At 63.3% G+C, this 18,917-nt stretch carries 16 protein-coding genes and 1 pseudogene; 10 read left to right on the top strand and 7 right to left on the bottom strand.

Features of this window, described 5'->3' with window-relative positions:
* Nucleotides 1–2: 2 nt before the first annotated feature.
* Nucleotides 3–518: a GNAT family N-acetyltransferase gene (locus tag ACEUCR_RS14890; RefSeq protein ID WP_408791119.1), complete on the bottom strand. Its 516-nt coding sequence runs from the start codon at nucleotides 516–518 to the stop codon at nucleotides 3–5.
* Nucleotides 515–871 (bottom strand): MmcQ/YjbR family DNA-binding protein, encoded by a 357-nt coding sequence (locus tag ACEUCR_RS14895; protein WP_408791122.1) that lies wholly within the window; start codon nucleotides 869–871, stop codon nucleotides 515–517. The genes ACEUCR_RS14890 and ACEUCR_RS14895 overlap by 4 nt, the downstream gene beginning before the upstream one ends.
* A gap of 106 nt (nucleotides 872–977) precedes the next feature.
* Here ACEUCR_RS14895 and ACEUCR_RS14900 point away from each other — a divergent pair, with 106 nt between their 5' ends.
* Nucleotides 978–1,772, top strand: coding sequence for an alpha/beta fold hydrolase (locus ACEUCR_RS14900; RefSeq protein WP_408791125.1), 795 nt, complete (start codon nucleotides 978–980; stop codon nucleotides 1,770–1,772).
* 15 nt (nucleotides 1,773–1,787) lie between these two features.
* Here ACEUCR_RS14900 and ACEUCR_RS14905 read toward each other — a convergent pair whose 3' ends face one another.
* On the bottom strand, nucleotides 1,788–2,765 hold the full coding sequence (locus tag ACEUCR_RS14905) for a LysR family transcriptional regulator (protein ID WP_408791128.1): 978 nt from the start codon (nucleotides 2,763–2,765) through the stop codon (nucleotides 1,788–1,790).
* Between the two features lie 63 nt (nucleotides 2,766–2,828).
* Here ACEUCR_RS14905 and ACEUCR_RS14910 point away from each other — a divergent pair, with 63 nt between their 5' ends.
* The 7 genes and pseudogenes from ACEUCR_RS14910 to ACEUCR_RS14940 form a co-directional block, all read left to right on the top strand.
* A complete protein-coding gene (locus ACEUCR_RS14910) occupies nucleotides 2,829–4,526 on the top strand; it encodes an L-lactate permease (protein WP_408747282.1) in 1,698 nt (565 codons plus the stop codon).
* Nucleotides 4,527–4,538: 12 nt separating this feature from the next.
* Nucleotides 4,539–5,315 carry a (Fe-S)-binding protein gene (locus ACEUCR_RS14915; RefSeq protein WP_408791222.1) on the top strand — a complete coding sequence of 259 codons (777 nt, stop codon included), beginning with the start codon at nucleotides 4,539–4,541 and terminating at the stop codon, nucleotides 5,313–5,315.
* Nucleotides 5,308–6,744, top strand: coding sequence for a LutB/LldF family L-lactate oxidation iron-sulfur protein (locus tag ACEUCR_RS14920; RefSeq protein WP_408791130.1), 1,437 nt, complete (start codon nucleotides 5,308–5,310; stop codon nucleotides 6,742–6,744). Before ACEUCR_RS14915 ends, ACEUCR_RS14920 begins: the two co-directional genes overlap by 8 nt.
* Nucleotide 6,745: 1 nt before the next feature.
* The gene (locus tag ACEUCR_RS14925; RefSeq protein WP_408791133.1) at nucleotides 6,746–7,390 is read left to right on the top strand and encodes a LutC/YkgG family protein; all 645 of its coding nucleotides are present in this window, start codon (nucleotides 6,746–6,748) and stop codon (nucleotides 7,388–7,390) included.
* Nucleotides 7,390–10,197 (top strand): FAD-binding and (Fe-S)-binding domain-containing protein, encoded by a 2,808-nt coding sequence (locus ACEUCR_RS14930; RefSeq protein ID WP_408791135.1) that lies wholly within the window; start codon nucleotides 7,390–7,392, stop codon nucleotides 10,195–10,197. The genes ACEUCR_RS14925 and ACEUCR_RS14930 overlap by 1 nt, the downstream gene beginning before the upstream one ends.
* Nucleotides 10,198–10,329: 132 nt before the next feature.
* Nucleotides 10,330–10,890, top strand: a complete 561-nt coding sequence (locus ACEUCR_RS14935) for a hypothetical protein (RefSeq protein ID WP_408791138.1) — start codon at nucleotides 10,330–10,332, stop codon at nucleotides 10,888–10,890.
* Nucleotides 10,891–10,997: 107 nt separating this feature from the next.
* A pseudogene (locus ACEUCR_RS14940) lies at nucleotides 10,998–11,138 on the top strand (alpha/beta fold hydrolase); the annotation flags it as partial.
* A gap of 192 nt (nucleotides 11,139–11,330) precedes the next feature.
* Here ACEUCR_RS14940 and ACEUCR_RS14945 read toward each other — a convergent pair.
* The 4 genes from ACEUCR_RS14945 to ACEUCR_RS14960 all read right to left on the bottom strand — a co-directional run bounded on the left by ACEUCR_RS14945 (nucleotide 11,331) and on the right by ACEUCR_RS14960 (nucleotide 16,689).
* Nucleotides 11,331–12,227: a hypothetical protein gene (locus tag ACEUCR_RS14945; protein ID WP_408791141.1), complete on the bottom strand. Its 897-nt coding sequence runs from the start codon at nucleotides 12,225–12,227 to the stop codon at nucleotides 11,331–11,333.
* Nucleotides 12,228–12,508: 281 nt separating this feature from the next.
* A complete protein-coding gene (locus tag ACEUCR_RS14950) occupies nucleotides 12,509–13,576 on the bottom strand; it encodes a lipocalin-like domain-containing protein (protein ID WP_408791143.1) in 1,068 nt (355 codons plus the stop codon).
* The gene (locus ACEUCR_RS14955; RefSeq protein ID WP_408791146.1) at nucleotides 13,573–15,987 is read right to left on the bottom strand and encodes an ABC transporter permease; all 2,415 of its coding nucleotides are present in this window, start codon (nucleotides 15,985–15,987) and stop codon (nucleotides 13,573–13,575) included. The genes ACEUCR_RS14950 and ACEUCR_RS14955 overlap by 4 nt, the downstream gene beginning before the upstream one ends.
* A 21-nt stretch (nucleotides 15,988–16,008) precedes the next feature.
* A complete protein-coding gene (locus tag ACEUCR_RS14960) occupies nucleotides 16,009–16,689 on the bottom strand; it encodes an ABC transporter ATP-binding protein (protein ID WP_408791149.1) in 681 nt (226 codons plus the stop codon).
* Nucleotides 16,690–16,841: 152 nt separating this feature from the next.
* On the opposite strand from ACEUCR_RS14960, the gene ACEUCR_RS14965 reads away from it, so the two are divergent.
* Both ACEUCR_RS14965 and nhaD read left to right on the top strand, forming a co-directional pair.
* On the top strand, nucleotides 16,842–17,309 hold the full coding sequence (locus tag ACEUCR_RS14965) for a DUF4357 domain-containing protein (RefSeq protein ID WP_041998781.1): 468 nt from the start codon (nucleotides 16,842–16,844) through the stop codon (nucleotides 17,307–17,309).
* A 157-nt stretch (nucleotides 17,310–17,466) separates the two neighbouring features.
* Nucleotides 17,467–18,897, top strand: coding sequence for a sodium:proton antiporter NhaD (gene nhaD / locus ACEUCR_RS14970; RefSeq protein ID WP_041998778.1), 1,431 nt, complete (start codon nucleotides 17,467–17,469; stop codon nucleotides 18,895–18,897).
* Nucleotides 18,898–18,917: the final 20 nt, after the last annotated feature.

The raw sequence follows: 18,917 nt of genomic DNA on the forward strand, positions 1-18,917 counted from the left end.
TTCTAGTGGCTGCCGTCAGCTTGGCAAGGGGCGTCGTCAAGGGAGAGGTGCAGGCGATGGCGGGTGAAGCCGACGCCGCCCCGGCTCACCTGCTCCAGGCCGTCCAGGACGAAACCGTGGCGCAGGAACAGGGGATAGCTCAGCAGGCTTGCCTCAGTGTCGATCCTGGTCAGACCCAGGGCGCGGGCCTCGGCGATCAGGCGATGGATCAGCAGGCTGGCCACTCCTTGTCTGCCCCACTCGGGGGCGACATAGAGCAGGCCCAGATGGCCATTCGGACTCAGGGTGATGAAGCCAAGCAGGGCATCCCCCTGGGCCAGCACCCAGCCGTAATGGGTCTGCAACTGATCGGCGAAGCCGGGGTGATGGGCCCCCCGGGCCCACTGTTCCACCTGGGCCGGGCTGTAGTGCTCTGGGCCGAGCTGGCGCACCGCCCGCTCGAACAAGTCGGCGAGGCGGGGGATGTGCGCTGCGGCCAGGGGCTCGCAGCGGGGGGCCAGTGGCGGGCGCGCCCTCATGGTTTGACCGCCTGGGGTCGCCTGGCCCTGGGCAAACCCGCGACCACCCGCTGGTAGGAGTGTTCAATCCAGCCCTGCCAGAGTTCGTCCGCCAGGCCCTCGCTCAGGGTCACAGTGTTCCAGTGCTGCTTGTTCATGTGCCAGCCGGGTTTGACCTCGGGGTGGATCTCCCGCAGTAAAAGCGCCAACTCCGGCTCGCACTTGAGGTTGATGGAAAGGGGCTCGGCCTGCCAGTCCACCAGGGCGAACATCTTGCCGGCGATGCGGTAGACCAGGATCTCGGGGCCGAAGGGGGTGTCCTCGGTGGCGCCGGGCTGGCTGAGCAAAAATTCACGCAATTGAACGAGTGTCATGGGGACTCCGCTCTGGTCCGATCATGGTGGAAGCATGTTCACCGGGGTGAGCCTTCTGTTAACATGCGCGCCGAGTATACCCCCCATCACCCCGGGAGCCCATGAGATGTTGTACCACAAGACCTTTGAACTGGGTCCCGATCGGGATTGGGTGGTGTTCGTGCACGGCGCGGGCGGCAGCTCCTCCATCTGGTTCAAGCAGTTGCGGGCCTACCGGGAGCACTTCAACGTGCTGCTGCTCGACCTTCGCGGTCACGGCCAGTCCAACCAGCTGCAACAGGTGGTGAAGGGGCACTACAGCTTTCGGGCGGTGACCGAGGACATACTGCGCCTGCTGGATCACCTGCGCATCCCCCATGCCCACTTTGTCGGCATCTCCCTTGGCACCATCCTCATTCGCCACCTGGCCGAGCTTCGCCCCGAGCGGGTCAAGAGCATGGTGCTCGGCGGCGCCATCCTGCGCCTCGACATCCGCTCCCGGGTGCTGGTGCAGCTTGGCCGCCTCGGCCAACACTTCCTGCCCTACATGTGGCTCTACCGCCTGTTCGCCTTCATCATCATGCCGCGCCAGCACCATCAGGAGTCCCGCAACCTCTTCGTGCGCGAGGCCAGAAAGCTGTGCCAGAAGGAGTTCAAGCGCTGGTTCCGTCTCGCCACCGAGGTCAACCCTCTTATGCGCTACTTTCGCGAGCGGGCCCTGCCCATTCCCACCCTCTATGTGATGGGGGAGGAGGATCACATGTTCCTCGCCCCGGTGCGCGAGCAGGTGGCCCGAGACCCTTACAGTTGCCTCGAAATCATCGAAAAATGCGGCCACGTCTGCAACGTGGAGCAGCCGGATCACTTCAACCGCCAGTCCCTGGCGTTTCTCTCCCGTCAGGCGGCCTCGCCCGCCCGCTGAGGCCCGCCAGGCGCCTCAGATGAAGTAGTGGCCAATCTCCAGATAACGCTGGCGGATGTGCTCGATGAGCAGCCTTATCTTGCGCGGTGGCTGGCGGGTGAAGGGGTAGACGGCGTAGATGCCGAGCTTCTTGCCCACCCGGTCGGGAAAGAGATCCACCAGCTCGCCATTCATTAGATCGTGATAGACCAGACAGCGCGGCACATAGACGATGCCGCGTCCCCCCAGCGCCGCCTTGCGAAGGGCCCCGGCGTTATCGGTTGAAAAGCTCCCCGACACCGACAACAGATAGTTGCCCTCCTCCCCCTTGAAGGCCCACTCCGAGGCTCCCGTACTCTGGTAGGCGTAGCGCAGGCAGTTGTGGGTGAGCAAATCCGATGGCTCGTGGGGGGCGCCGAAGCGGCGCACATAGGCGGGGGCGGCGCAGATGACCCACTGGGAGTCGAGGATGTGGCGGGCAATCAGGCTCGAATCATCCAGATAGCCGGTGCGAATGACCAGATCGAACCCCTCTTCCACCAGGTTGACGAAGCGGTTGTCCAGCGACATCTCCACCGTGAGCCCCGGGTGCTGCTGGCAAAAATCGGCCACGGCATCGGCGAGCAAGAGCTCGCCGGAGATGGTGGGCACCGACATCCGCACATGACCGCTCACCTTTTCACCAAATCCCGCCACCGCATCGAAGGCGTCCAGTGCGGCGGCCTTCACATTTTTGGCACCCTGATAGAGCTCCTTGCCCGCCTCGCTCAAGGTCAGCCTGCGGGTGGTGCGATAGAGCAGCTGCACCCCGAGCTCCTCTTCAAGACGCCCGATCCGTTTGCTAACCACTGAATTTGTCAGGGAATTCTGCTCCGCCACCTTGCTGAAGGAGCCTGCCTCCACCACCTGGGCGAAGAGGATGAGGTCGTCGGTGCTGGCCATATTGATCAACTTTTGGAATGAATGTTGTTCATTATTTCCATATATCGCGAAAAAGGAACAGGGTAAGGTCACGTTCGCTTAACAAAACAACAACAAGGTGCGCACGTCGCACGACCTCTGGACAAGGATGCAATGATGACAGACACCCTGTTGGCCCTGGTGGCCTTCTCGCCGATCCTGGTGGCCGCCGTGCTGCTGGTCGGCCTCAACTGGCCCGCCAAGCGCGCCATGCCCATCGCCTTCCTGTTGACCGTGTTCATCGCCCTGTGGGGCTGGCAGATGAGCCCGACCCGGGTGTTTGCCTCCACCCTGCAAGGGTTGGTGATCACGGTGACCGTGCTCTGGATAGTGTTCGGCGCCATCCTGATGCTCAACACCCTCAAACACACAGGCGCCATCACCGCCATTCGCGGCGGCTTTACCAACATCTCGCCGGACAGGCGCATCCAGGCCATCATCATCGCCTGGTGCTTCGGTGCCTTTATCGAAGGGGCTTCGGGCTTTGGCACCCCGGCCGCCATTGCCGCGCCCTTGCTGGTGGCCATCGGCTTCCCGGCGCTCGCCGCCGTGCTGCTTGGCATGATGATCCAGTCCACCCCGGTGTCGTTCGGTGCGGTAGGCACCCCCATCCTGGTGGGCATCAACAAGGGGCTGGATAACCAGGCCATCGGCCATACCCTGAGCGCCGGCGGCAGCAGCTGGGACATCTACCTGCAACAGGTGACCACCAACGTGGCCCTCATTCACGCCACCGTCGGCACCCTGATGCCGGTGCTGATGGTGATGATGCTGACCCGCTTCTTTGGCCGCAACCGCAGCTGGACCGAGGGGCTCTCCATCCTGCCGTTCGCGATTTTCGCCGGGCTCGCCTTCACCGTCCCCTATGCCCTGACCGGCATGCTGCTCGGCCCCGAGTTCCCGTCCCTCATCGGCGGCCTGGTGGGGCTGGCCCTTGTGGTGACGGCGGCGCGCCGCGGCTTTCTGGTGCCAAAAAACAGTTGGGATTTCGCCCCCGAGAAAGAGTGGCCCGCCGAGTGGCTGGGCTCCTTGAAGCTCGATCTCAAAGAGGCTGCCGGCCGCCCCATGTCGCTCATGCTGGCCTGGCTCCCCTATGTGGCGCTGGCGCTCCTGCTGGTGGCGAGCCGGGTGAGCCCGGAATTCAAGGCAAGCCTGTTGTCGGTGAGTCTCGCCTTCACCGATCTGCTGGGGGAGAAGGGGGTCAGCGCCTCCATTGAGCCGCTCTACCTGCCGGGGGGCCTGCTGGTGCTCTGCGCCCTGCTCGCCACCCTCATTCAGGCCCGCGCCCTGGCGCCCCTCGGCCGCGCGCTGGGGGAGTCCAGCCGCACCCTGATCGGCGCCGGCTTCGTGCTGATCTTCACCGTGCCCATGGTGCGCATCTTCATCAACTCAGGGGTCAACGGGGCGGATCTCGCCAGCATGCCGGTGACCACCGCCAACTTTGCCGCCGGGCTCGTCGGGGAGTTCTTCCCGGCGCTCAGCGCCACAATCGGCGCGCTGGGGGCCTTTATCGCCGGCTCGAATACTGTGTCTAACATGATGTTCAGCCAGTTCCAGTTCGAGGTGGCCCAGACCCTGGGGGTCTCCACCGCCGCCATGCTGGCGCTGCAGGCGGTGGGGGCGGCGGCTGGCAACATGATCGCCATCCACAACGTGGTGGCGGCCTCGGCCACCGTGGGGCTCTTGGGGCGCGAGGGGGCGACGCTGCGCAAGACGGCGCTGCCCACCCTCTACTACCTGCTGGCCACTGGCCTTATCGGGTTGGCGCTCATGTACAGCTTCCACGTCTCGGACGCACTGCTGCAGCTCAAGTAAGGAGAGCAAGTGATGAAGGTAATGCGGGTCTATCCGGCCAAGCCGGCCGATGTCTATCTCTACGCCACCTGTCTGGTGGACCTGTTTGACCCGGTGGCGGGGCTCGATGCCATCGCCCTGATCGAGCGGGAAGGGATAAGGGTTCACTTTGTCGAGAAGCAGACCTGCTGCGGGCAGCCGGCCTACACCTCGGGTCACGAGGAGGAGGCGCGCAAGGTGGCCCAAAGCCAGATGGCGCTCTTCCCCGAGCCCTGGCCGGTGGTGGTGCTGTCGGGCTCCTGCGGCGGCATGATGCACCATCACTACCGTCGCCTCTTTCCCGAGAGCCCCGAGGTGGCAGCGTTTTGCGAGCGGGTGTTCGAGCTGACCGAGTTTCTGGCCCGGGTCTGCCGGGTGCGCTGGCACGGGGTGGGGGAGGCGAGCATCGTCATGCACACCTCCTGCTCGGCCCGGCGCGAGATGCAGGTACACACCACGGCCCGCAGTCTGCTGGGGCAGCTGGGTGGCGTGACCTTGAACGAGCAGGCCTACGAGAGCGAGTGCTGCGGCTTTGGCGGCGCCTTCTCGGTGCGCCATCCCCACATCAGCCAGGCCATGGTCGAAGACAAGACCCGCCACCTGCTGGCCACCGGCGCCCATACCCTGGTGAGCGCCGACTGGGGGTGCCTGCTCAACATCAAGGGATCCCTGGCCTATCAGGGCAAGACGCTCCCTGCCACCCATCTGGCGAGCTTCCTGCTCGCCCACAGCGAGCCGGTATCCGCAAAAGAGGGCGCCCATCATGAGTGATCACGCCAAGTATTCGCCGCGCCGCTTCCATCCCCAGGCCGAGGCGGCCCTGGCCGATCCCGTGCTGCGCCAGAATTTTCGCGGCGCCATGGATTACCTGCGCGCCAAGCGCCGCGACGCCTTCGCCGACCCCGCCGAAGAAGCGGCGGTGCGCGATGCCGCCGAGCAGATCCGCCAGCGCTGCCTCTCGCGCCTGCCGGAACTGCTGGAGCAGCTAGAAGCCAACTGCGAGCGCAACGGCATCCGGGTGCACTGGGCCCAGACGCCGGCCGAGGCCAACGCCATCATCCTTCGCATCGCCCAGCAACATGGGGTGAGCAGCATCGTCAAGGGCAAGTCCATGGTGAGCGAGGAGGTGGGCTTCAACCACGAGATGGCGCGCCACGGCATCCGCTGCCTTGAGAGCGACATGGGGGAGTTTATCGTCCAGCTCGACGGCGACACCCCGTCCCACATCATCATGCCCGCCATCCACAAGAACAAGCAGGAGGTGAGTGACACCTTCGCCCATAACCTGGAAGGCTTTACCCCCACCACGGACGTGGACGCCCTGATCCAGACCGGACGGCGGGCCCTGCGCGAAGAGTTTCGCCGCGCCGGCATGGGGCTCTCCGGCGTCAACTTCGCGGTGGCGGAGACCGGCAGCCTGTGTCTGGTGGAGAACGAGGGCAACGGGCGCATGTGCACCACTGTGCCCAAGGTCCACGTGGCCATCACCGGCATCGAGAAGGTGGTGGAGTTTTTCAGTGACGTGCCGCCGCTCTACAGCGCCCTGACCCGCTCGGCCACCGGCCAGGCCATCACCACCTACTTCAACGTCATCAGCGGCCCGCGCCGGGCAGGGGAGCTGGACGGCCCGGACGAGGTGCACCTGGTGCTGCTCGACAACGGCCGCAGCCAGGCTTATCGGGACGAGGAGCTGCGCAAGACCCTGCAGTGCATCCGCTGCGGCGCCTGCATGAACCACTGCCCTGTCTACACCCGCATCGGTGGCCACGCCTACGGCACCATCTACCCGGGCCCCATCGGCAAAATCATCTCACCCCACCTGCTGGGGCTGGAAAGCACCCAGGATCTGGTGACGGCGTCCAGCCTGTGCGGTGCCTGCGGCGAGGTGTGCCCGGTGCGCATCCCCATTCCCGACATGTTGCAGCGCCTGCGCCGGGAGGCCAAGCACGAGGCACAGCCTGGCCATGAACCGCTGGCGGGGCAGGGGGCGGCCAGGAGCCGGCTCGAGACCCTGGCCATGCAGGGCTTTGCCTTTGCCGCCACCCACCCGCGCCTCTATCACGCTGCAACCGGGGTGGCCGGTCGCCTGCGGGGCTTGATGCCCAAACACCTTGGCCCCTGGACCCAGTGCCGCGAAGCCCCCAAACCCGCCCCCCAGAGCCTGCACGCCCTGCTGCGCCAGAAGAAGAAGGAGTCCTGAAATGTCGAGCAAAGAGGCCATATTAAGCCGCCTGCGCGGCGCCGCCACCCCCATGGCCCACGCCCCCCATGGCTGGCAGCCCTGGCGCGGGGCAGACGACGGCGCGCGGCGCGAGCGATTTCTTGCCGGGATCACCGCCAGCCATGCCGAGATCCTCACAGTCCAGCAGGCGACCCTTGCCCGGGATCTGGCCGCCTGGCTGGATGGGGAAGGGATCTCCCGCCTCGCCTGCGGCCAGGGCGGCCGCTGGCAAGATGACGTCGCTGCTGCCTGCGCCGGGCGCGATGTGCTCACCCCGGCGGGGGAGTTTGCCGGCTGGAAGGACGATCTGTTTGACGTTTGTCAGGCGGGCATCACCCACTGCGCGGGCGCCATCGCCGATACCGGTACCCTGGTGTTGCTGCCGGATAGCGGCGAGCCGCGCACTATTTCGCTTGTGCCCCCCTGCCATATCGCCCTGCTGGCGGCCTCCACCATAACCGACAACCTGGCAGGGCTGGTGGCGGCCGGGCGCTGGCAGCAGGCCATGCCCACCAATCTGCTGCTGGTCTCCGGCCCCTCCAAGACCGCCGACATCCAGCAGACCCTGGCCTATGGCGCCCACGGCCCGAGCCGCCTGCTGGTGGTGCTGGTGGAGGATTGCTGATGAGCTGGAGCCAGTTTGACGCCGCCGTGCTCGCCCGCATCTCGCCGGAGCGGCTGGTGAGCGACCCGGACTTGCGCCTCGCCCACGGCACGGACGCCAGCTTCTACCGGCTGGTGCCCGAGCGCATCGTGCGCCTCGACTCCCTCGATGAAGTGCGCTTCGTGCTGTCGGTGTGCCGCGAATTGCACCTGCCGTGCACCTTTCGCGCCGCCGGCACCAGCCTCTCGGGCCAGGCCCTGAGCGATTCGGTGCTCATCACCCTGACCGACAGCTGGCGCGGCCACCGCATTCTGGACGAGGGCGCACGCATCGCCCTGCAACCCGGGGTGATCGGCGCCGATGCCAACCGCTATCTGGCCCCTCTGGGGCGCAAGATTGGGCCGGATCCCGCCTCCATCAACGCCTGCAAGCTGGGCGGTATTGCCGCCAACAACGCGAGCGGCATGTGCTGCGGCACCGCTCACAACAGCTACCACACATTGCACGCCATGACCCTGCTGCTGGCCGATGGCACCGTGCTGGAGAGCAGCGATCCCCACAGCCGCGCCGCCTTGGCGGCCAAACGCCCGGATCTGCTCACGGGGCTCGCCGCCCTGCGCGCCGAGGTGCTGGAAAACGCCGAGCTTGCCGCCAACATTCGCCACAAGTACCGGCTCAAGAACACCACAGGCTACGCCATCAATGCCCTGCTCGACCATGAGGACCCCATCGACATCCTCACCCACCTGATGATTGGCTCGGAGGGGACCCTCGGCTTTATCGCCGAGGTGGTGCTCGACACCGTGCCCGAATACCCTCACAAGGCCTCGGCCCTGCTGGTGTTTCGGGACGCCGAGCAGGCCTGTCTGGCCACCTCGCGCCTTAAAGCTGCGCCGGTGGCGGCGGTGGAGCTGATGGATGGGCGATCCCTTCGCTCGGTGGCGGGCAAACCCGGCCTGCCGGACTTTATCAAGACGCTGGATCTGGCTGCCTGCGCCCTGCTTGTCGAGGTGCATGGGGAATCGAAGGAAGAGTTGGTGGATCGCTGCGAGCAGGTGACGACCATGGCCGCCGAGTTTGCCCAGGTCGCCTCTGTGCCCTTTACCGGCGACAGTGCCGGCCTCTGGGCCATTCGCAAGGGGCTCTTCCCGGCGGTGGGGGCGGTGCGCACCACGGGCACCACCGTCATCATCGAGGATGTCGCCTTTCCCATCGAGCGCCTGGCCGAAGGGGTGGCGGGGCTGCAAGCCCTGTTCGATCGCTTCGAATACGGTGAAGCCATCATCTTCGGCCACGCGCTGGAGGGGAACCTGCACTTCGTCTTTACCCAGGGGTTCGACGAGCCGGCCCAGGTGGCCCGCTACGGCGCCTTTATGGATGCGGTGGCCGAGCTGGTCGCCGTGCGCTTTGGCGGCTCCCTCAAGGCCGAACACGGCACCGGCCGCAACATGGCCCCCTATGTGGAGCTGGAATGGGGGCCGGAGGGGATGGTCTTGATGCGGCGCATCAAGGCGCTGCTGGACCCCGATGGCCTGCTCAATCCCGGCGTCATCATCAACGACGACCCCAAGGCCCACCTGGCCCACCTCAAGCCCATGCCGGCGAGCGATGCCATCGTCGACCCTTGCATCGAGTGCGGCTTTTGCGAGGCGGTCTGCCCCTCGCGCACCCTGTCGCTCTCGCCACGCCAGCGCATCGTGCTCTATCGGGAGTTGTCGCGCCGCGGCCGCAGCGGTGAAGAGGCTGATGCGCTTGCCCGGTTGTTTGACTATCAGGGCATCGACACCTGCGCCGCGACCGGGCTCTGCGCCGACCGCTGCCCGGTGGGCATCAACACCGGCAGCCTGATCAAGAAGCTGCGTAGCGAAAAGTACCAGCGCTTCGCGCCCATTGCCCGCTGGAGCGCCGATCACTTCGCCGGCGTTACCCGCACGGCCCGCGGGGCCCTCGGCCTCAAAGCCATTGCGGGCAAGGTGTTGGGAGACAAGGCACTGGCAGGCTTGGTGAACGGGGTTCACCATCTGAGCGGCCAGCGCACACCCGCCTGGCTGCCCACACTGCCGGGCCCGAGCCGTTACCAATGGCCGCAAGGGGAGGGGAGCCATGGCGGATCCAGCGAGTACATAGGAGGGGATCGCACCGTGGTCTATCTGCCGTCCTGCGCCAGCCGGGTATTTGGCCAGCAGGAGGATGCCCCGTCACTGCCGGACGTGGTGCAATCACTCCTCAATAAAGCGGGTTGCCGGGTCATCGTGCCGGCGAGTGTTGAGGGGCTCTGCTGCGGCATGCCCTATGACAGCAAGGGGATGGTCGAGGTGGCCGCAGCCAAGCGTACTGAGCTGGTCGAGGCCCTGTGGCAGGCAAGCGAGCAGGGGCGCTGGCCCGTGCTGCTCGACACCAGCCCCTGCGTGCAGCGGCTGCTCTCGGGGGCGCTCGGCAAGGGCCTTCGGGTGTTCGAACCCTCCGCCTTTGTGCTGGAACACCTGCTGCCACACCTTGAGCTGACCCCCATCGATGAGACAGTGATGCTCCATATCACCTGCAGCAGCCGGCGCATGGGGTTCGGCGATAAGATGCTGGCGCTGGCCCGCGCCTGCGCCCGCGAGGTGATAATCCCTGAGCATATCCAGTGCTGCGGCTTTGCCGGCGACAAGGGGTTGATGACCCCTGAGCTCAACGCCGCGGCGCTTGCCAGCCTGCCCGCCCAGGTTCCCAACGATTGCCGTCAGGGTTTTAGCAACAGCCGCACCTGTGAAATGGGGCTCAGCCAGCACGCCGGCATCCCCTATCACAGCATCCTCTATCTGGTGGATCAGGCGGCGAGATAGGGAAAAAACGGCAGGATAACTATCCTGCCGTTTTCAATGGGGTGAACAAGGTGGCTTAAAAACGGGACTTGTCTGGTGCTACGTGCTATGAAAGGGGCCGATGCTGATACGAGCGATGGCAAGGAAGGATTGATGACGCCGCTGAACCACTATCTGCCTGCCTATCACTTCTGTGAAGAGCACGCTCGCGACATTGCCGCCGACCCGCGCACCGTCATCCAGGCGGCGTCCAACTATCGACCGGAAGCGGATCCGGCCTTTCGCCACCTGATCGGCTTGCGGGAAGTGCCGATGCGCCTTGGGCATCTTCTTGGCCGCCAACAGAGCGCCAGCCCGCCTCCCTTTGGTTTGGACAGATTCGTGCCGCTCGACAGCCAGGACGACAACACGCTGCTCTACGGCCTTGTCGGCCGGTTCTGGCGGCCGGACTTTGGTCTGGTGACCATGGCGGACAGTCAGGCTTATCTGGACTTTGCGGTGCCAGGCGTTGCCAAGCTCGCCCTGGGGTTTTCGGCCAGCCGCCAGCCAAACGGCACCACCCGGTTGACCACCCAGACAAGGGTGTTCTGCCCGGATCTGGCCTGCCGCCTCAAATTCGCACCTTACTGGTATCTGATCCGCCCCGTCAGCGGCCTGATCCGGCGCCGGATACTGGGCGCCATCAAGGCAGAGAGTGAAAGGGGGTTGTTATAGCTGTGCCGGAGCACCCACTTTGACCTTCAATTTTTGGCGCAAGCAGGAGATAAGGAGTAGTGGCTCAACAAGGCGATGGTTCAAGCGCTCTTCTGAATATTTCTTTAGTGCTCGAGCCGGTAGCCAGTGACCCCTATAGCCCGCAAGAAATCATCGAAAAATGTGGCCAAGTCCGCAACGTGGAGCTGCCGGAGCACTTCAATCGGCAGTCGTTGGCGTTTTTGTCCAGCCAAACGGTCGTGGCATAGGTGGTTGGGTTGAGTGAGGCGAAGCAAAACAGTGGATTGCCTCGTTGTTACAGAGTTCGATATCGTCCATCCGGCAAAAACAGATAACCGACTCGCAAATTATCTTGGGGCTTGAGAGGTTTGAACGTTCCATCCACGATCGTCCGAATACGATCCGCTATTCGAACCTACGCCTACGCCAGATATATAGTTTCAAACGCCATTCTTTATTAATACTGCTTTATATTCATCAAATAGATTCTTAAATTCTCTTGCGGATTCAGGTTGGCTGAACATATAAACTTCATTTAAACCAGATTTAGATTTCAGATGTAGTTCACCATAACGAACAATAGGAATTTGATAGTTATCCGTAAAACGCTTGTCTCTACTTCCATCTTTATTAGATTTTGCCCACGCATGGTCGACAATCTTTGAGTCAAAAGGTACTTTTTCACTCTCGATGAAATTAACGTATGAGAAATCAATGGTTACATGTTGTATGTCAATTAGGGCAATATCATTACTACTTTCCATAAATATAAATTGTGGATATATATGTAAGTCGTCACCATTTGCATTTCCAAAATTAAGCGCCTGGTAGTCACAGAGTATTTTTGGACTATCTGATAGCTTTAACCTCACTTCCTTTCTCTCTATGACATTGTCAGCTGCCGTCCTTTCAACAACTCGGTCAGTTTTTCTAGAGGTTGTGACATCCCATGCTTTATCTATAGATATCAATTTATTGAACTGATAGCTTAGTGAGCCAAATATGTTTTCAAGTTTATCTGATATCTGTATTTCAAGTCCCAGTTGGTGCTTTTTAATTTCACTATCTAACTCTGCTGACTTTTCTCTTAGAGTGAGCAAGACAGATTTTTTAGATGATATACTTCTTTTGAAGAAAAGTTTTGCCGGGAACCAATTAACCCATGCTAGGTTGGACTCAGTGTTTTTAATGTTTTCATTTGTAATGCGAGCATTTTCTTGTAACTTTATCCTGCTATGTTCTATGTCATGCAACATATTCTTTAAATCAATCAGGTTTTGAGAAGACAACTTGCCTACCACCTTGCTCTTAAAGTAAACCTTATCTAAGTCAATCATATGTACTCACATGGTAAATATTGACAATGGAGGTCTGAGAATACTGAGTCAGACCGTTGTTATATGAATAATTCACGTCACGGTTGGTTCGATTAGCGAAGCGTAATCAGACTTTCGCGTTTTTTCTTGGCCTTGCAAGCTGACGATTGAGATCATATATAACAAAGCACCAGAGGAATCCGATGGAAATGGTATCAAGCACCCACCAGTCTGCAGAGTAAAAAGTCACTCAAAGCTAGGAATTTGAATGACTTTTTGAAGCAGATCAGATTTCAAGACGGTCAATATCCCGTCATCTCCAGATAGCCGAGTCCTTGCGCATCGCCCTCCACAGTCACCGCCCCCTCCCAGTAGTCAAAGCGTCCCGTCATGGCCTGATTGGGCTGTCGAGCCTGAATGCGGAGGTTGAGATCCCCGGCCTTAAGCTGCCACTCGATGGGGTAGTCTTGCCCCTTGGGGCCGCGCCAGGTCTTGCCGAGGGTGAGGCTGATCTGCTCAGGGTTCAGCAGCCGGCTGCTGCCGTCCCGCTCAATCAGGATGCCGTAGCGGTTTTCTGGCTCAGGGTGTCCTGTCTTGGTGCGCAGGCGAAACAGCATCAGCTCGCGGCCATCTTCAAATTGCAGCGAAAACCAGTCCCAGCCCGATTGCCACTGGGCCAATACCGAGCTGCTCCACTCGTGATCAAACCAGCCCTGACCGCTGACGTTGCGGGTCTCCCCATCCAGGGTCAGGGTGCCGCTGATGGTCAGGCGCGGGTAGGAGTAGTAGAAGGAGGCGTTGCCAGGGCTCTTCTCACTGTAACCCGCTTTGCCTTGCAGTACCGCGGGCTTGGCGGCGCTCACCTTTACATCAAGATCCCCCGCCTTGCTCTGCACCTTGAGGGTGGCGGGAAAGAGCGCCTCCCCTTGAGAGGTAAGCCGCCACTCTTTCAGCCAATACTCACCGCCGCTGGCGCCGGCGAGCCCCGGCCCCTGGCGGCTGGTGCGCTCGTCCTGCTGGTGGCTGCCTTTGCTCACATCCGTGATGGCGAACTGGGCCAGCCAGAGCTGGGGGCTGAGCCAGGGGTTGTCGGATGTGATCTGCTGCTCGATGCCTTGGCGAAACAGGGTCCACTGCATGCCGTAGCCGCGCCCCTGTTCGTCTTTTAGGTTGCCGGTGAGATACCACCACTCGGAGCGGTAGTCGGGGTGGGCACCGTGATCCGCAGGCAGGTGGATGGACTGACCCGGCAGGGCCTTTTTGAAGTGATCGTTGCCGCCGCCAAGGATGCTACCTAGATCGCTGGCACGGATCCCGGCGACATACAGGGTGCAGATCAGTGCCAGCGACCAGATGTTGAATGTTTTCATACCACTCTCCTTGCGGCGTACCAGGAGGCGAGCGCGCCACAGACGGGGGCGAGCAGAAGCGCCGTGACGGCATGCAGGGGGGCGGCCTCGAAGGCGAGCCGCCAGCCAAAGGCGCGGGGGTTGACCACCTCAATCAGCACCCAGGCAAGGCCATAACCCACCGGCAGTGCCAGGAGCGCCGTGAGCAGCCCCAATCCCGCTCCCTGCCACACCAGCAGTCGGCGGCAGTGGCGCGGGCCTATCCCTAGGCTCTGCAAGGTCTGCAACTCGCCGCGCCGGGCCAGCCCCAGCACCATAAAGGCCGAGCCGATGCCGACGAAGGCGATCCCCAGAATGAGCAACTTCAATAGCTCGGTCACCACGAAGGTCTGATCGAACACCTTGAGCGCCGCGGCGTGGATGGCGGGGGCGGGCAAGAGGTTCACCTGCTCGCCAAACTGGCCCCTGAGCCTGTCGCTCAGGCGCTCGGGATCCGGACTGAAGAGGGCAAGGGATTGCACGGCGCCCCCTTCGAAGGCGTGCAGTATCTGTCCCTTGTCGCTGCCGTAATCCTGATAGACGCCGGTGACGGTAAGCCGCCGCGGCCCCCCCTCGCTGGTTACCTCGAGGCGCTGGCCCACCCTGACCCCGAGGCGTACCGTCAGCGGCTCGCTCGCCAGCACCTCGTCGGGAGCGGCTGGCCAGCGCCCGGCCAGCAGGGGATAGGCGGCTTTGAGCTCGGGGATAAAGTCCATCTGCGCCCACTCGATGGGCTGCCCCTGCCAGCGGGCGGGGAACACGGCGCGGCGCGAGGCTGCGCTCACGTCCGGCCCGGCCAGGATGGCGGTCAGGGTCTGCTCGCCCAGGGCGCCCCTGCTGCCTGCCACCCCCTTGGGTGCGGTGACATAGAGGTCGGCGGCCAGGCGCTGGCCGAGCCAGATCTCCACGCTCGAGCGAAAACTCGACACCATGACCCCGATGCCGATGGCCGCGGCGATGGCAAGTTGCAGCGCCATCACCGCGATGGCGGTGCGATCCAGGTGATAGAGGGTTTCGGCCACCCCGAGCCGGGCGGTGAGGGGGCCGCGTGCACGCAGCCGCCCCAGCAAGGAGCGAAGGGCATCGGGCAGCAGGAGGGCCATGGCGAGCAGCCAGCCTCCGGCCACGAAGAGGGCGCCGCCAAGGCCGGTTTCTGGCCGCCATAGACACAGGGCGCACAGCAGCAGGATGGCGATGGCAAGCCCCCGGCGTTGCCAGGGGTGAGCCGGTGGGCGACTGTTGCCCTCTCGCAGCGCAAGGGGGGACTGGCGCAGCAGTTGCCACCAGCCGGGCAGGTTGGCGGCAAGCATCCCCAGAAGGCCGAGCACCAGCGCCTTGCCAAGGCTTGCGGGGGAGAGGCGCAGCAGGTCGATGGGATTGGGGCCATAAAGGTCGGCCAGCGCCTGGGTGAGCTGCCCCATCAGGGCCAGCGCCAGCAGGCTCCCCAGCAGCAACCCGAGCAAGGTGCCGAGGGTGGCGAGGAGAGCGAGCTCCAGCATGAGCCAGCCAAGCACCCGGCGCGGCGCCATGCCGAGGATGATGAGCTGGGCGAGCAGGGGGCGGCGCACGCTCTGCACGAAGCGCTGGGCGTTGAACACCAGAAACAATCCCACCGCCATGGCGAGCAGGGAGAGGGCGGTGAGGTTCAGCGCCAGGGCATCCCCGAGCTGGCTGGCATCGAGGGCCGGGCTGATGGGCTCAAGCCACAGGGGCTGGTCGGGGAAATCTGTCCGCAGTGCGGCCTGCAGCGCCTGTGCCTGTGTCTCGCTTGCCTTGAAAACGATGCGATCCAGCCAGCCTGCCTTGCCAAGCAGGGATTGAGCTAGGCCGATGTCGGTCACCAGCAGCCGCTCCATGGGGACGGCGCCGGGCTCGAAGGTGCCCGCCAGGGTGAGGGTGAGGGGGCGCTTGGCCTCATCCCCCAGCACAAAGGTCCGCGACTGCCCCGGCGACCAGCCGAGGCGTTTCGCCTCGGGGGCCGAGAGCCAGACGCTGTCGGCGCGAGTGAGGGAAAAATCAGGCCCGTTATCGGCGGTGGCACCAAACAGCCGACGAAGGGGGCCAGGGTTGAAGAGATCCATCCCCAGCAGCTGGAAGCTGCGCCCCTGCTCGTCCTTGAGCCAGGCGTGCAGCTCTGGCATGGCGTCAAGCGCAGGCTGGCTTCGCGCCAGCCTCACGTAGATCTGCTCATCCAGGCCACCCTGGGGGGCCAGCCGGTAGTTGGCCTCCCCGGCGAGCTGGCTGCGGGCGGCGACGAAGTTGGTGCGGGCGCTGTGGTTAAGAAGCTCGATGGCCACCACCAGGGTGACCCCGAGGGTGAGCCCGGCCAGGCTCATCAAGAGCAGCCAGGGGTGGGCGCGATAGAGGCGCAGCAGCGCCTTGAGCGGCAGCATCAGTGGCCTTCGTGGCAGAGGTCAGCCATGGCGGCGCCCCTTGAGCTCGACCAGCTGCCCCCCTTCCAGGCGCAGCACCCGATCCGCCAGGTCGCCATAACCCGGGTTGTGGCTCACCAGCAAGAGGCCGGCGCCGGTATCGCGCACCGCGCTCATCATCAGGGCCATCACCTGCTCGGCGTTGTGTTCATCAAGACTCCCGGTGGGTTCGTCGGCGAGCAGCCAACGGGGCTGATGAATGAGGGCACGGGCCAGGGCCACCCGCTGGCGCTGGCCGCCGGAGAGCTGCTCCGGCCAGGCGTGGCGCTTGTGGCTCATGCCAAGGCGCGCGAGCAGGGCATCGAGGCGCCCATCGTCCTGGGGCAGGTTGTTTATCTGAAGGGGCAGGGCGAGGTTCTCGGCCACGGTCAGGGTCGGCAGCAGGTTGAAATCCTGATAGACGATGCCAAAATGCCGGCCGCGCAGGCGGGCCCGCTCGTCTGCCGGCAGGGTGTCGAGGCGGGTCTCTCCCAGCCAGATCTCCCCCTCGTCCGGGGCGATGAGACCGGCGATGAGGTTGAGCAGGGTGGACTTGCCACAGCCGCTTTGCCCCAGCAGCAGGCAGGTTTCCCCCGGGGTGAGGGTGAGATCCAGCCCCTCAAACAGGGGGAGCGTCTCGCCGCCGTTGGCGAAGCGTTTACTGAGGTTGCGCAGGCTTAGCATGGAATAACCGTTTGATGGTCAATGGCTTTCACAATGTCAGTCACTATGCCAGTTAGTGATCGCGCCTGCAAAAGGGATGGGGATCCTGGCTGGATCCCGCTCGCCAGTGGTGGTTAGAATAGGGCCTTCCATGGGTCACAGGATGAGCAAGGATGTTACACAAGCAAGTCAGTTTTATCGTCGACAGCAAGGGCGCCAAGCAGGCTGCCGTGGTCCCCATCGATATCTACAACGAGCTGATGACCCTGCAAAAGGCCCTCTCCGACACTAAGCCGGGGGAGCGGGAGCTCTATCATTTCGGCGGCAAGGGGGCAGAGGCCCACGGCTATCCGGTGGGCAAGCGGCAGAATCCCGGCTTCATGGTGCTGGCGGGATCCACCGCCAACGGCGAGGATGCGGCCTCGTTGCGCGAAGCGGTGATCGAGCTGCGCCAGGAGCTGCTGGCCAAGGGGGTGCTAACCCCTCGCGCCGAAGGGGGCTTCGTGTTCAGCGCCGATCAGCTGTTCAACAGCCCTAGCCTGGCCGCGAGCCTGGTGGCGGGCAACAACCGCAGTGGCCTCGACGCCTGGCATAACAAGGCGGGCCACACCCTCAAGCAGTCCGGATTTGGCAAGAAATAACCCGGCTCTTCGCCCCGACGGGGGCGCGCTGGCGTGCCGGGCGCAAGCCCGGACCTGTTTTCTGGCAAGAAATGCCGAAAAGCTTGATATAGATACAATTTATTTTTGTATCAGCTGCTAGCATCGATGCCAGACGCTTCTCAAAGGAAGAGCATGTATGTCTGGAACCTTACGCCTTGCCGCCCTGCTTGGGCTCACCTTTTTCTCCTCCACCAGCTTCGCCAGTAGCGGCAGCATCCCCCTGACCGGTGCCGGGGTCGGCTGGTTTGCCCTTGGTATCTTCGTCTTCGCCTATGCCCTGGTGATGGCCGAAGAGTATCTGCAACTGCGCAAATCCAAACCCGTGCTGATCGCGGCGGGCATCATATGGATACTGATTGGCATCGTCTATGCGGATCAGGGACTCAGCACCCTGGCCCATGACGCGTTTCGCCACAACCTGCTGGAATACGCCGAGTTGATGCTGTTCCTGCTGGTGGCCATGACCTATATCAACGCCATGGAGGACAGGCTGCTGTTCGATGCCCTGCGCGCCTGGCTGGTGCGATCGGGCTTTGGCCTGCGCACCCTGTTCTGGCTCACCGGGTTGCTGGCCTTCTTCATCTCCCCGGTGGCGGACAACCTCACCACGGCGCTGTTGATGTGCGCCGTGGTGCTCAAGGTGGCCAACGGGGATCGCCGCTTCGTCAATCTGGCCTGCATCAACATCGTCGTGGCGGCCAACGCCGGCGGCGCCTTCAGCCCCTTCGGCGACATCACCACCCTGATGGTGTGGCAGGCGGGCAAGGTGCAGTTTGGCCAGTTCCTGGTGCTCTTCGTGCCCTCCCTGCTCAACTTCCTGGTGCCCGCCACCCTGATGAGCCTGATGGTGCCGCGCCGTGCCCCCAATGCCCTGAACGAGGTGGTGGAGCTCAAGCGCGGGGCCCGCACCATAGTGCTGCTCTTCATCCTCACCATAGGCACCGCGGTGGCCTGCCACAACTTCCTGCACCTGCCCCCCGTGCTCGGCATGATGATGGGGCTGGGTTACCTGCAATTTTTCGGCTTCTACCTGCGAAAGACCTTGCCACGATCCCTGGCCCGCAAGCGCGCCCTCTACGAGCGCAACGGCGACCATGCGCGCCTGCAGCGCATGGGCTCCATAGTGCCGTTCGATGTGTTCAACAAGGTGGCCAAGGCGGAGTGGGACACACTGCTCTTCTTCTATGGGGTGGTGATGTGCGTCGGCGGTCTGGGCTTTATGGGGTATCTGGAGCTGGCGTCCCACTTCCTCTATGACGGCGGCGATCCGACCCTGGCCAACGTCGCCATCGGCGTGCTCTCCGCCGTGGTCGACAACATACCTGTGATGTTCGCCGTGCTGTCGATGAACCCGGACATGGCCCTGGGCCAGTGGCTGCTGGTGACCCTGACCGCCGGGGTGGGGGGCAGTCTGCTCTCCATCGGCTCCGCCGCCGGGGTGGCCCTGATGGGACAGGCCCACGGCATGTATACCTTCTTCGGCCACCTCAAGTGGTTGCCCGCCATCCTGCTGGGCTATATGGTCAGCATAGGGGCGCATTTGTGGCTCAACAGCGCCCTGTTCTGAGCACAATGGCAATCGTCAAG

The organism is Aeromonas bivalvium, from assembly GCF_046078285.1.
GTDB classification, from domain to species: domain Bacteria; phylum Pseudomonadota; class Gammaproteobacteria; order Enterobacterales; family Aeromonadaceae; genus Aeromonas; species Aeromonas bivalvium.